This window comes from Paenibacillus sp. PSB04 (genome assembly GCF_025809195.1).
Lineage (GTDB): Bacteria > Bacillota > Bacilli > Paenibacillales > Paenibacillaceae > Paenibacillus_AQ > Paenibacillus_AQ favisporus.
In genome coordinates this window covers 6,835,416-6,849,527 of the sequence record NZ_CP081301.1, presented here as the reverse complement: position 1 = coordinate 6,849,527, position 14,112 = coordinate 6,835,416, and the positions used below count along the sequence as shown (strand labels likewise).

Below are 14,112 nucleotides of genomic sequence, written 5' to 3'. Positions count from 1 at the left end.
AGCCGCAGAACTTGCAGCCTGCACATATCTACATTTTCTCAGGTAAACGAACGGGAACTGGCGGGTACTTCCCCCTGAATGGAAGCGCTACAATGAGGTTGGTGAAGGCGAATCGGGTCAGAACAAAGGGGCGAGTGCAATGACCGGTAAGGAAACGGAGACGAAGGATACGGGCGGCGGACCGATTCTGCAGGCAAGCGGGATCACACGGATTTTTGGCAGGGGGAATACCGCCGTTACCGCTTTGGAAAATATCCATCTGAACATTCCGCCTGGAACGATCGTGGCTCTGAGAGGGCGCTCGGGTTCCGGAAAGACCACACTATTAAACATTCTCAGCGCATTAGACGATCCGACGGAGGGACAGGTGTATTTCAAAGGGAGGGAAATCACCGGTTTATCCGGCTCCGAACGCAGCCAGATCCGGCGCAAGGAGATCGGCCTCGTGTTCCAGTCGTATGGCTTGATTCCGCTGATGTCGGCTTACGAAAATGTTGAATTCGGGCTGCGTATCGCAGGACTGAAGGGTAACCGTGAGGTGGTGGAACATGCGCTTGACCGCGTCGGCATGCGGGAGCGGATGAAGCATCGGCCGTCCGAACTGTCGGGCGGCGAGCAGCAGCGCGTAGCCATTGCCCGCGCAATCGTTCACCAGCCTGAGCTGTTGATTGCGGATGAGCCGACCGCCGAACTGGACAGCCGGATGGGGCTGCAGGTCGTCCGCATTTTTCGCGAGCTGGTAAAAGAATCGGGGATGACGGTCGTTCTCACGACGCATGACCCCGGGATGATGGAGCTTGTCGATCACGTTATCGCATTGGAGGATGGAAATATTGTATCGCAGACAACGAACGAATCTCCCCTTATCTAGAATAGACCGGCGTCTGCGGCGAATAGCCGCGCTTCTGACGGCGCTGATGCTGCTCTCGGGCTGTTCGCTCCTTCCGGTCGAACCGGAAACGCTGCAGCCGCCCTTGGTCGAGCCGGCCAAAGAACAGTTTAACCTTGTGCAGGCCAGCCGCGGGAAGATTCAGACCTTCCTGAAGGGGACGGCTTATTTTGTGTCGGCCCAATCCGAAGCGCTGTCCTTCAAGGAGATGGGCGGAAGGCTCAAATCGATTCCGGTGACAGTGGGCCAGGAGGTGAAGGCGGGCGATTTGCTGGCCGAGCTGGAGACGGGCGACCTCGATTTTCAGGTGCGTCTGCAGCAGCTGAATGTAGAGCGCGCACAGCTGCTGTACAAACAGGCACGCGATGCCGGCGCAGGCGCCGTAGACCTGCGGCTCAAGGAAATCGACCTGGAGCGCGAGCGGATGTCGCTGCAGGAGATGAAGGCCAAGCTTGGCCAATCACGCTTGTACGCTCCCGTCTCGGGAACGGTGACGTTTGTCGAGAAGCTGAATGCGGGAGACAACGTGAACGCTTATCAAGCGATCGTCACGGTCTCCGACCCGTCCAAAGTGCAGCTGACTTATGTTGCAGCGGACAGCAAGGATCTGAACCCGGTCAAAGCCGGCATGCCTGTGAGTCTCAAGTATAAAGGCAAGGACTATAAGGGAAAGGTCCTTCAAGCCCCTTCGGATTTGCCGGCAGCCGCCGACAGTTCGAAGGCCGAGAAGAACGGGGTTACGATCTTCATGAGCATGGACAATGCTCCGGGAGACGTCAAGGTCGGCGACAGCGCCGAGCTGACGATCGAGCTTCAGAAGCGGGATAACGCCATCATTGTACCCCGCTCGGCAATCCGCTCCTATATGGGGCGTTCCTATGTTCAAATCGCCGAAGGAGAACGCCGCAAGGAGGTTGACATCGAGATCGGATTGACGACGCCGACGGAAGTCGAGATTGTCAAAGGACTTGAGGAAGGCCAGAAGGTCATTCTGAGCAATTAACCGATGAGCTATGGCCCGGGCCGACCGGGCATTTAGGGATGGGGTGTATGTATTGGCTTTGTGGACGATGATCCTGCGCAAGATGGCCAACAACAAATGGCTGCAGCTGAATTTGTGGATCGGCCTTACCGTATGCGTGGCCCTGTTCAGCTCCATGCCGCTCTACTCGCAGGCCATTTTGCAGCGGACATTACTGAAGGAGCTGCAGTCCGTGCAGACCGGGAACGGCGTGTATCCGGGCTTTCTCCGAATAAGCACGACGGTCTCGGCATCATCCATGGACGCAAAGACGAAGGAAGCCATCGGAAGCGCCGACCGGTTCGTGAAGACGATTCCGGAGCGCATGGGGCTGGAAGCACTGTCGTTCTATCAGCAGCGGTTCACGCCGAAGATGAAGGTATACGGCGCCGATGCTTCGGCTCAAGAGAAGCAATCGCAAAAGACGTTAGGAAGCTTTATGTCGCTGTCTGATCTGGAGAAGCGGGTCCGGCTGATCGAGGGGCGGATGCCTGCGGATCGTTCGGACGGGATCATCGAGGCGCTGGTCACGCAGAAGTTTCAGCTGGCGACCAAGCGGAAGCTTGGTGAAGAACTGACTGTAGAGCCGCAGGATGGCGGAAGTACCCGCTTTCGGGTCATCCCGGTCGGCATCGTAGAGACGAATCCGGAGGCGGACCGGTATTTGCCGTTTCTGACCACGGAGAACGAGGACGGATTCCTGATCCCCTTTCAGCAGTTCGAGCGAGAATTTACGCAAGGCGGCAAAGCCAGGGTCTCCAACATGGAATGGCGGCTCGCGCTCAATTACGAACAGCTGTCGCTGGGCAAGGTCGATGCGTTCACCCAGGCGGACCGGGAGGTCCGGCGTTATTTCAAAGGCAAGCTTGGGGTAGCCGAAATCAAAATTCCGGCGAGCCCGACCATCGCATCGTACCAGGGCAAACAGGAGAAGCTCGATACGGTGACGCTTTCGCTGTATACCCCTGTCATGCTGATGCTGGCATTCTATTTATATATGACCGCCAATCTGATCATTGACCGGCAAAAAACGGAAATTTCCGTGCTCCGCAGCCGGGGAGCAAGCCGGCTGCAGATCATGGCTGCCTACCTGCTGGAGAGCCTGCTGCTCGGGCTGAGCGCGCTGGCGGCCGGGCCGTTTCTCGGCGTATGGTTTACCAAACTGCTTGGCGCCTCCAATGGGTTTCTGGAGTTCGTGCAGCGCTCCGCGCTGAAGGTCAGCATGACGAGCAGCGCCTATCAAGTGGCTGCAGCCGCTGTGGCGGGAGCGGTCATCCTGATCCTCATTCCGGCCTTCCTCGCAACGCGGGTCAGCATCGTAAGCCACAAGCAGCAGACGGCGCGCCTCACCCGGCTGTCGATCTGGCACAGGACAGGTTTGGATCTTGTTCTTATCTGCCTGGCAGCTTACCTGCTGTACAATTTCAACCAGCGCCAGGAGGATCTGCGGAGGCTTGCGCTGGGATCTGCCGACCTGCAGGTTGATCCGCTCCTGTTCCTGACCCCGGCTCTTTTCGCGCTTGGAGGCGGCCTGCTGGTGCTGCGGGTATACCCCTGGTTCGTCCGGCTCGTTTATTGGCTGGGCCGAAACGGATGGCCGCCTGCGCTGTATCATACGCTCGTTCAGATCAGCCGCTCGTCCGGGCAGTATTTGACCATTCAGGTGTTCCTGATCATGACGGTGGCGACGGGCCTGTTCAGTGCGAACGCGGCCAGGACGATCAACGACAACATGGACAGCAAGGTTCGGTATGCCGTCGGCACGGACATTGCGCTGACGACAAAGTGGGAAAGCGATGCGCCTCCACCTGTATCCCCCGGGGCGGGAGGGCAGCCTCAGTCTGAGCAGGCAACGACAACGGTGCAGAAACGGGTTCAGTATACGGAGCCGCCCTTCGAGCCCTTTGAGGAACTGGACGGCGTGCAAGCGACAGCAAAGGTGTTCAAGAAGCAGGAGGCCAGATTCAGTGCCGTCGGTAATGAAAAGTCCGGCAAAACGGCTCTCTTTGGCATCGACACGAAGGATTTCGGCAGTACCGCTTGGATGAAGGAGGGGCTGCTGCAGTATCCGATCAACAGCTACCTGAATCTGATCGCCCCGAATCCGGAGGCCGTGCTCATTTCGCGGTCGCTCGCAGAGGATGCCAAACTGAAGCCCGGCGATCCGATCCGGGTTTACTGGGACAGCTTGGACGGGGCGACGTTCACGGTGTATGGCATCATCGATTATTGGCCCAGCTGGAGCCCGCTGCCATCCGATCAGGGAAGCGGAAAACCCGAGCAGCCGCATCTCGTTGTCGGACATCTGGGCACGATTCAGAACAGGCTGGCCGTCGAGCCGTATGAGGTGTGGCTGAAGCTGGCGGACGGCACGAACAGCGAACAAATCTACAGGGAGCTGAAGGCGAAGAAGCTGCAGGTGACGAGCCTGCGGGACGCGACGCAGGAGTTGGTCCAGTCCAGAAATGATCCGTTCCGTTTGGCGATGAACGGCGTGATGACGCTCGGTTTTTCCATTTCGATGCTGGTCAGCTTCATCGGTTTCCTGCTGTTCTGGGTGCTGACCTTGTCCGGCCGGACGCTTCAATACGGGGTTCTGCGGGCCATGGGCATCTCTTTCCCGCAAATGATCGGCATGCTCGTCAGCGAACAGCTGCTCACGTCGGGGGCCGCGGTCCTCATCGGCGTGTTCATCGGCAACGTCACGAGCATGAAATTCGTGCCCCTGTTTGAAATGTCGTTTGCGTCCAAAGAACAAGTCCCTCCATTCACGATTACATATCAGCTCAGCGATTATTTGCAGCTGTACGGCATTATCGGATTCACGCTGGCGGTCGGCCTGCTCATTCTGGGGTACCGGCTGACACGAATCCGCATCGCACAGGCGCTGAAGCTCGGGGAGGAATAGAGCATGATTCAATGCGAAGGGCTCGTCAAAATCTATAAAACGGCGGATTTGGAAGTCGTCGCCCTTCAGGGCCTGGACCTTCAGGTGGAGAACGGTGAATTCATGGCGATCATCGGCAATTCCGGCAGCGGCAAATCGACGCTGCTCAACATGCTGGGCGGCCTCGACAAACCTTCGGCCGGCAAGCTGTTCGTAGACGGCAAGGACCTGCTCGCGTTCAGCGAGCGCGACCTGGTGCAATATAAACGGGAGTCGGTCGGGTTCGTCTGGCAAAATAACGCGCGCAACCTGATTCCCTATTTGACCGCGATCGAAAATGTCGAACTGCCGATCCTCCTGCGGGGCCGAAGACGCCGGGCCCGTGCGCTCGAGCTCCTGGAAGCGGTCGGCCTGAGCCACAGGGTGAAGAACAAGCTCAGCGAATTGTCCGGCGGTGAGCAGCAGCGGGTGGCTATCGCCATCGCGCTGGCGAACGAACCGCGGCTGCTGCTGGCCGATGAGCCAACCGGATCGCTCGATACGGGCACATCGAATCAGGTTCTCGATTTGTTCCGGACGTTGAATCGGTCGATCGGCATTACGATTGTGATCGTGACTCATGATCCGGAGCTGGCCCGCAAGGTCGACCGGGTTGTTCAGATCCGCGACGGCAAGACGTCGGCCGAGATGATCCGCAGGATCTCTTATTCCGATGTGCTGACGCAAATGGACGCCGACACCGCCCGGCGGGAAGCCGAGAGCCATATCGAGTACGCAGTGCTCGACAAGGCTGGCCGGCTGCAAATTCCTGCCGGTTACCTCGACACGGGGAGCTTCAAGGACAGCAACAAGGTGCGTGTCGAGCTTGAAGACGGGCGTATCGTTCTGTACCCGGCAAACGAAAGGCAGACGGTCTGAACTTAACCTGGTTTTATTTATGGAATGAAGTGATCCATAACATGACCATGGAACGCCGTTAAGCGGCGTTTTAATGGAATAGATGACATGAGGAGAGGTGGATTCATGAAAAAGCATCGAATCAAACGTTCCATCCTGCTGATGCTCGCGCTTGTTCTCGTACTGGCCCCTTTATCGCTCGGCACACGCCCGGGTCTGGCCAGTGCTGAGCAGGAGCCGGCCGGCCTGCTATCTGAAGGCCGCATGGGAACAGCCGGAACGAGCGATGCGGCAGCAGGCGTTCCGGTAAGCATCTCAAAAGATTTTGAGGACGGGACGCTTCAAGGCTGGTACGGGCGTGGCGGCAGCGAAGTCCTGACGGTTTCCCCGAATGCAGCCCATACGGGATCTTACGGCATGCAGGTCACCGGTAGAACCCAGGGCTGGAACGGCCCGCAGCTTGACGTGACGCCAATCATGGAAACGGGAAAGACGTACCGCTTATCGGCTTGGGTCAAGCTGCCTGCCGGAACGGCAAGCTCGCCGGTATCGATTGTGGTGCAACGCACGACGGATGGCGCCAATGCCTATGAACTCGTCAAATCGGTCCAGGCGAGCGACAGCGGATGGGTCAAGCTCAGCGGAGAATATACCTTGCAACACCCGATTGAAAGCCTAGCCGTTTATATCGAATCCTTCGATTATCCGACGCTTGATTTTTACGTGGACGATGTCGTGATTGAGCGCGCTCCCGATCCGGTTCCGATCGAGATTCAGAAGGACATTCCAAGCCTGAAGGACGTGTTTGCCGGCCAATTCAAGCTGGGGACGGCGGTGCTGGTCAATGAAATCCAGAATCCGAACAGCCCTGATGCGGAGCTGGTCCGGAAGCATTTCAACAGTCTGACGGCCGGCAACGAGCTGAAATGGGACGCCACCGAGCCCACGGAGGGTCAATTCAATTTTACGGCAGCCGATAAAATTGTAAACTTTTCCATGGATAACGGGATCGCCATGCGGGGCCACACGCTCATCTGGCATTCCCAGACACCGAAATGGGTGTTTTATGACAGCGACGGCAACCTCGCCAGCAAGGAGCTTCTATATGCGCGGATGAAAAAGCATATCGATACCGTCGTCGGCCGGTACAAGGGAAAAATTTACGCTTGGGACGTTGTAAACGAGGTCATTGAGCCCGGGGATCAGAAACCGGGGGGCCTCCGCAACAGCTTATGGTATCAAATTGCAGGCGAGGAATTCATTGAAAAGGCGTTCATTTATGCACATGAGGCCGATCCGGACGCCAAGCTGTTCATCAACGATTACAACACGAATGATCCCGTGAAACGGCAGTTTCTGCATGATCTCATTAAGCGTTTGAAGGCCAAGGGGATTCCGGTTGACGGCGTCGGCCACCAGACGCATATCGGGATCGAATATCCCCGTGTGCAGGAATTGGATGATATGATTCAGGCGTTCCGGGATCTTGACATCGATCAGCAAATTACCGAACTGGACATGAGCATCTATACGAATGACACGGAGGCTTATGAGACGTTCCCAACCGAGCTGCAAATCAAGCAGGCGAACCGCTACAGGGAGATCTTCGACGTATTCAGGAAGCATTCGGATCAGCTCAGCGCCGTCATATTCTGGGGCAAGGATGACCTGAACACCTGGCTGCGTACGTTCCCGGTCGTTCGCAACAATTGGCCGCTGCTGTTTGATGAAAGGCTGCAAGCCAAATACGCTTACTGGGCGCTCGTCGATCCGGCGAAGGTTCCGGTTGAAACGAAGCGCACGAAAGCCCTGGAGGCCAGCGTGAAGATTGACGGCCAGGCGGAGGCGGTATGGAATGTGGCGCAGGCGGTACCAATCCAGACAGGCGGCAAAGCGGCAGCGACTTATAAGACGCTGTGGGATACGGGACATCTGTATGTATGGGTTGATGTCGATGATGCCACGGTGAACGGCAATGACTCCGTCGAAGTGTACATTGACGGCAATAACGGCAAAACGAATGCTTATGAAGCGGACGACAAAAAGTATACGTTTCGGCGCAGCGGCGCGAATCCGCATAAACCGGCCGAGTATAACGTGGTGAAAACGGAGAAGGGATACCGGATCGAAGCCTCAATCCCGGTCGACGGTGCGCAAACCGGAAAGGAAATCGGCTTTGACGTCCGTATTCGCGACCGGTCCGGTGCAGCGGAAGAGCTGGCGTCCTGGAACGATATTCATCACAGGCAGGATTCGGATACGTCCGGGTTTGGCGTATTGACGATGGTGGAAGGTCCGCGAACCGCCAAGGCTGTAAAAGGAACGGCGGTCATCGACGGAGACATCGATGACATTTGGAACAAGGCCGAGCAGATCGTAACCGACCGCTGGGTCAGCGGATCTTCGGGTTCAACGGCCAAGGTCCGGACGCTCTGGGACGATCACCGTCTGTACGTGCTGGCCGAGGTGACCGACTCTCTGGTGACCAAGCGGAGCGCCAATGCGTGGGAGCAGGATTCGGTCGAAATCTTCATCGATCAGAACAACGCAAGAGCCGCTTCTTATGACAGCGACGACGGGCAGTATCGTGTGAACTTCGATAACGAGCCGTCGGTCAGCCCCGGATCGCTCGGCGCCAATTTGACATCCGCCGCGAAGCGGACCCCGACCGGCTACATCATTGAGGCCGCTGTCGATTGGGTCGGAACGCCTCCTGAGGCGGGCAGCCTCATCGGGTTTGACGTACAGGTCAATAATGACGGGAACGACAACGGGGTTCGCGACAGCGTGGCGATCTGGAATGATACATCGGACAGAACGTGGCAAAACCTGTCTAACATCGGACTGTTAACTTTGGAATAACCCCAGCGAGTGGGTGAACGAATAAAGGCCGCTCCCGGATAAACAGCCGGGAAGCGGCCTTTGTTTTAAGGGATCAGGCGGTCAGGCTTCATCGAATGTGCGCCATGTACGCCGAAGTGTGCTTAAATCACGCCGTTATGATCAGGGTCTTTCTATATTTGTTAGCGCTTACACCGGTATACGTTTTGAACTTCTTATAGAACCAGTCCATCTCGGTATAACCGACTTCATTAGCAATTTCATACACCTTCATGTCGGTATTCTCCAGCAGGAACTTTGCCTTCTCCATGCGCTGCTGAAGCAGATATTCCTTGAAGGTCATCTTCTCTTCAACTTTAAATTTCTGGCCGAGGTAAGAATAGTTGAAGTGAAAAATATGGGAGATTTCCTTCAGCGTGATGTTCTGATGCAGGGCCTCTTCCACATACGCCTTCACCTTGTCGATGATGCCGGCCGAAGAGATGGCGGAGGCAGCTTCCTGAACGGTTCCTGCCCATGGGACCGGTTGATGTCCGGAATACGGCGCTTCGTCCATCTCCCGCTTCACGGTCTTCAGGCTAGCCGCGAATTCCTCCGGTGATACAGGGTCGGGCAGGTAGTCGTTCACCTGATAATACAAAGCCTTCCGGGCAAGCTGAAACTCATTGCGCCCGCCGATCAGAACGATCGGGACACGGCTTTTCTCCCGGATACGGCCGCAGAGCTGAAGTCCTTCTTCCTCCGAGGCTCTCATGCTGATCAGCACCAGCTGATGATCCTGGGCGGATAGCATCGACATCGCCTCGGCAGCTGCAGCGGCATGGCACTCCAATTCAAATTCCGCTTGGTGTCTGTCCAGCATACGCTTTATCCATTCCTTCGCATGATGATCGGGATCAACAAGCAGCACCTTATACACGATATTCCCCCCTGTTTCTTTTTCGTAAATCATTGGCTCCGGTGAAGCTGCTTATCTCTCATTATGAAAAAGAACCCGATACCCAAACAATGTGCTTTTCTTTATATTGCTATCCGTTGTTTACTTATTGGCCATTTGTAATGTAAGGGGTTACAAGCAACCTATATTTTGACGGGTAGAATATCTAACTTACCACAGGTTGTTGCCCTTTCAATGTAAGCGCTACACTTTGAATGTAATTGGGATGCAAACCACTTTAACGGGGGGATTAGAGGAATGCGTATGGGAAAAATGATGCTGCTGCTCTGCACACTGTTGCTTGTGCTTTCGGCGTGCAGCAGCGGCGGCTCCAAAAGCGGGTCAAGCGCCGGTACGGCGGAGACGAGTACGGAGACGAGTACCGAGACTGCGGCAACCAACACCGACAATAAAGGTGCGGAAGAGAAGGATGCGGAGCAAACGTACAAGACGCCTGACATGGATTTCGACATGGGCGGAAGAACGATCAAGGTCGTATCGTGGTGGGATATGACGATTCCGGAGGATAACCCGGATAACATCCAGCGCAAAAAAAATCTGGAGGAGTTGGAGAAGAAGCATAATTTCAAAATCGAATACGTCGCGATCGATTACGGCGAATACCAGCAAAAAGTGACGGCTTCCCTGCTGGCCGGCGAACCGCTTGGCGACATCGTCAGATTGGGCAAAACCTACACGATTCCGGCACTTGTGAAACAGGACTTGTTGTGGCCCGTCGATGAGTATACGAAAAATCCGGTAGCCTTTAACCAAAGTGTGACCAATCAATACATGCAATATAACGGAAGGGGTTACGGATTCTCGGAAGGGCAGGGCAACAATGTCATGGGTATTTTTTACAACCGGACGCTCATGAGCAAGCTTGGCTTGAAGTCGCTTCAAGATTATGTCAATGAAGACAGCTGGAATTGGGATACGTTTTTGCAAGTAGCCAAAGAAGCCAACAAGGATACGAACAATGACGGCAAGCTTGATTCCTGGGGGCTCGCTAACCCGGCGCCGCTCGAATTTGCGCTCGCTTCCAACGAAACGAGCTTGACGAAGGACAACAAGCAAAACCTGGAAGATCCGAAAACGACCGAAGCGCTTAATTTTATTTCCAAGATTGCTACCGAAAAAGTGGCCAGACCAACGGAAGGCGGAGACTGGACGGAGCCGGGCCAATTTTTCCGCCAAGGCAACACGTTGATGTACACGGGAGCGCTCTACGAACTTAGCGGTTTCAAGAAGGATATGCCTGACGCGGATATCGGATTTGTGCCATTCCCTAAAGGGCCTAGTGCAAGCTCGTACCACTCTTACGAAGGCCTCTATCAATCTTTGTTCATCCCTAAGGCTGTGAAGGATCCGGATAAGCTGCTCTATATTTGGGAGAAAATCAACGACATCGATTCGATGTATGACTATCCAGACCAGGCCTACTATGAAACCTCGTTCACGGACGAAAACGACATTAACAATGCGAAGGAAGTCGCCGCCAATTTGATTGTCCTCGACCACTTCACATTCCCGAACCTGAAGTTCTACGATTTCCTCGGCGAAATCACCAGCGGAACCTCGGTGTCTACGGTGGTGGAAAAGTACAAAGCGCCGTTCCAGGCAGCCATTGATGAGGTATACGGATCGAAATAATTTCACATGTTGAAGCAGCAGTCCCTATTAGAAATTTTTTCTAACGGGGACTGTTATTGACATGACATGTCTCTTGCTTCAGGAGGGAGAAGCGTGAACAACCGAAAGAAGAGCTACGTCGCTGTCCTGCTCGTCCTTGCCATACTGGTGTCCATTTGGGCATTCTACCCTTCTGGTTCATCCGAAGTGCGGAGCGTTCAAGCCATGGCCGATTTTGCGGCTGTTACGGGATCGGGCGGGGATGACGGCGGCTACGATGCATATGTGAAAGCCCATTCGGCTGCTAAGCGCCCGGATCAGGTTATCCGGATCGAGGGCGAGAGCTTTACCCAAACCGACGGGCCGGGATTCGAGGTCGTCCATCCGTCAGGGGAAACCGCCGTCCTCACGCCGGAGTCAGGTTCCATCAGCTGGAACGTGCCCATCGAACAGGCGGGCCTGTACAACATCCGAATCCGGTATTTGCCGGTTGAAGGCAAAAGTTCCGCGATCGAACGCGGATTGACAATCAATCAACAGCTGCCCTTTAAGGGCGCCGACCTGGTTACGTTTGACCGGGTCTGGGGCAACCGGGACGACAAGATCGGTCGCGATGACAGAGGGAACGAGCTGCGTCCGAGTCAGGTAGAGAAGCCGATCTGGCAGGTCGAATCCGTCACCGACCGCAGCGGTTATTATGACGAACCCTATTTGTTCTATTTTGACAAAGGCAACCAAAGCGTGACCTTGACGGCATTGCGTGAGCCTATGGCCATCGATTATATCGAGCTGTACCAGGAAGAAGCATTAAAGACGTACGCAGAAATCAAGAGCGATTATTCAACCGAAGGGCTGCAGCCGGTCAAAGACCAATACACCCTGATTCAGGCAGAGGATGCGGTGTATAAGTCCTCTCCGACCTTGTATCCGGTTTCTGACAGATCGAGCCCGACGGTTATTCCATACGATGTGTCCAAAATTCGGATCAACACGATCGGAGGGCTGAACTGGAAGCTGCCCGGACAATGGATCGAGTGGGAATTCGAAGCGCCGGAGGACGGCTTGTACCAGATCGCTTTAAAAGAGAAGCAGGATCAGCTGCGCGGCGTCTTCGCCACGCGAAGCCTGACGATTGACGGAAAGGTTCCGTTCAAGGAGATGAAGCGGATCCCTTTTGAATTCAGCAGGGACTGGAGCATGTACGTCTTGGGAGAGGATGAGCCGTACCTGTTTCATTTGACCCAAGGCAAGCACCGGATTCGCATGACGGTTTCCCTTGGCGAGCTGGCCCCGCTGATCCAGACGATCGAGTCGAGCGTGCTGCAGCTGAACGAAATGTACCGCAAAATTTTGATGATCACATCCAATTCGCCCGATCCGTACCGGGACTACCAATTGGAGAAGCGGATCCCGGAAATGGCGGAGGTATTCCGCAAACAAGCCGAAACGATCCAGAGCGTGGCCGATTACCTGGAACAAGCGACAGGCGAACAGAGCGACAAGGTGGCCATTTTGCACACGATGGTCAAGCAGCTCCAAGAGATGGCCAAACGGCCGGATACGGTTGCGAACCGTTTGGAGGCGTTCAAGACCAACGTCGGCGGCCTGGGTACCTGGATTCTGACCGTCCGGGAACAGCCGCTTACGCTGGATTATCTGGTCGTTTCCTCCCCGGATCATAAGCTGCCGAGAGCGGATGCGTCGTTTCTGCAGGTGGTGAAGCATGAAGCCGGGGCGCTTACCGCTTCTTATACCGAGGATTACGACAGCATCGGCAATACCGGCAAGCAGAAGCGGTCGACGACCGTTTGGATTACGACGGGACGGGATCAGGCACAGGTGTTGAAAAACCTGATCGATGATTCGTTTACCCCGAAATCAGGCATTTCGGTCAATCTGAAGCTCGTACCCGCCAACATCCTTCTGCCCGCGACACTCGCCGGGGAAGGGCCGGATGTGGCTATGCAGATCGGCGAAGACGTGCCCGTGAACTATGCCATGCGGGGAGCCGCCGCTGATTTGTCGAAATTTGCCGATTATAACGAAGTCGCATCCCGCTTTCGCGACAGCGGATTGGTGCCTTACGAATATGACGGAGGCGTCTACGCGCTGCCGGAGCAGCAGTCGTTCCCGATGCTCTTTTACCGCAAGGATATCCTGAAGGAGCTTAACCTGGAGCCGCCCCAGACGTGGCAGGATATCTATAATATGATTTCGGTTTTGCAGAAGCACAACATGGAATTTTATCTGCCGATCGAGGCCGCCAACGCGAGCCTGGTGCCGAACCCGACGTTCTCCATGCTGCTGTACCAGAACGGCGGCGAATTCTACCGGGACGGCGGCAGAAAGAGCGCGCTGGATTCCGAAATCTCCATGGATGCCTTCAAGAAATGGACGCAGTTCTATACGAGCTACAAGTTCCCGCTGCTTGCCGACTTTCCGAACCGGTTCCGCACCGGCGAAATGCCGATCGGCATCGCGGATTATACGACGTACAACATGCTGACCGTCCTGGCGCCGGAGATCAAGGGGCTCTGGGAATTTACCATGGTGCCCGGCACGGAGAAGAACGGCACGATCCATCATGAAGTGGCAAGCCACACGACCGGCGTGATGATGCTCGAGGGCGCACGGGATCAAGAGGCGGCTTGGGAGTTCATGAAATGGTGGACGGATAAGGATACCCAAATCGCATACGGCCGCGAGATGGAAGGGCTGATGGGCGAGGCGGCCCGTTATCCGACAGCCAACGTCGAGGCGCTCGAGGAGCTGCCTTGGCCGGTTAAAGACTATCGTAATCTGGAGAATCAATGGAAATGGGTCCGGGGAATCCCTCAAGTTCCGGGTGGCTATTTTACCGGCCGGCATCTGGACAACGCATTCCGCAAAGTCGTCAACGCCAGCGAGAATCCCCGCGAGGCTTTGTCGGATTACCTCTTGTACATCAATGACGAAATTGCGGTCAAGCGGAAGGAATTCAATTTACCTGAACAGTAAGGGGGGAATCG

Annotated in this window: 8 protein-coding genes; 7 read left to right on the top strand and 1 reads right to left on the bottom strand. The window is 55.5% G+C overall.

Annotated elements, in window-relative coordinates; all coding sequences use genetic code 11:
* The first annotated feature begins 139 nt into the window (after positions 1–139).
* The 5 genes from K2F33_RS31400 (at position 140) to K2F33_RS31380 (ending at position 8,556) form a co-directional block, all read left to right on the top strand.
* A complete protein-coding gene (locus K2F33_RS31400) occupies positions 140–871 on the top strand; it encodes an ABC transporter ATP-binding protein (protein ID WP_076169195.1) in 732 nt (243 codons plus the stop codon).
* Positions 834–1,892: an efflux RND transporter periplasmic adaptor subunit gene (locus K2F33_RS31395; protein WP_263880512.1), complete on the top strand. Its 1,059-nt coding sequence runs from the start codon at positions 834–836 to the stop codon at positions 1,890–1,892. Before K2F33_RS31400 ends, K2F33_RS31395 begins: the two co-directional genes overlap by 38 nt.
* Positions 1,893–1,944: 52 nt before the next feature.
* Entirely contained in the window at positions 1,945–4,818 is a 2,874-nt protein-coding gene (locus tag K2F33_RS31390; protein ID WP_263880511.1) for an ABC transporter permease, read from the top strand.
* Between the two features lie 3 nt (positions 4,819–4,821).
* Entirely contained in the window at positions 4,822–5,715 is an 894-nt protein-coding gene (locus K2F33_RS31385; protein WP_076169193.1) for an ABC transporter ATP-binding protein, read from the top strand.
* 105 nt (positions 5,716–5,820) lie between these two features.
* Complete coding sequence (locus tag K2F33_RS31380) at positions 5,821–8,556, top strand: endo-1,4-beta-xylanase (protein ID WP_263880510.1); 2,736 nt, start codon at positions 5,821–5,823, stop codon at positions 8,554–8,556.
* Between the two features lie 127 nt (positions 8,557–8,683).
* On the opposite strand, the gene K2F33_RS31375 is transcribed toward K2F33_RS31380, so the two are convergent.
* The gene (locus K2F33_RS31375) at positions 8,684–9,454 is read right to left on the bottom strand and encodes a helix-turn-helix domain-containing protein (protein WP_263880509.1); all 771 of its coding nucleotides are present in this window, start codon (positions 9,452–9,454) and stop codon (positions 8,684–8,686) included.
* A gap of 276 nt (positions 9,455–9,730) precedes the next feature.
* Between K2F33_RS31375 and K2F33_RS31370 the strand changes: the two genes are divergently transcribed.
* Positions 9,731–11,125 (top strand): ABC transporter substrate-binding protein, encoded by a 1,395-nt coding sequence (locus K2F33_RS31370; protein WP_076169191.1) that lies wholly within the window; start codon positions 9,731–9,733, stop codon positions 11,123–11,125.
* Positions 11,126–11,218: 93 nt separating this feature from the next.
* The gene (locus K2F33_RS31365; protein ID WP_145135608.1) at positions 11,219–14,101 is read left to right on the top strand and encodes an extracellular solute-binding protein; all 2,883 of its coding nucleotides are present in this window, start codon (positions 11,219–11,221) and stop codon (positions 14,099–14,101) included.
* The last annotated feature ends 11 nt before the right edge of the window (positions 14,102–14,112 follow it).

Coding starts and splice junctions, on each gene's coding strand:
- K2F33_RS31370 (WP_076169191.1), top strand. CDS start 9,731: ATGCGTATGGGAAAAATGATGCTGCTGCTCTGCACACTGTTGCTTGTG.
- K2F33_RS31385 (WP_076169193.1), top strand. CDS start 4,822: ATGATTCAATGCGAAGGGCTCGTCAAAATCTATAAAACGGCGGATTTG.
- K2F33_RS31400 (WP_076169195.1), top strand. CDS start 140: ATGACCGGTAAGGAAACGGAGACGAAGGATACGGGCGGCGGACCGATT.
- K2F33_RS31380 (WP_263880510.1), top strand. CDS start 5,821: ATGAAAAAGCATCGAATCAAACGTTCCATCCTGCTGATGCTCGCGCTT.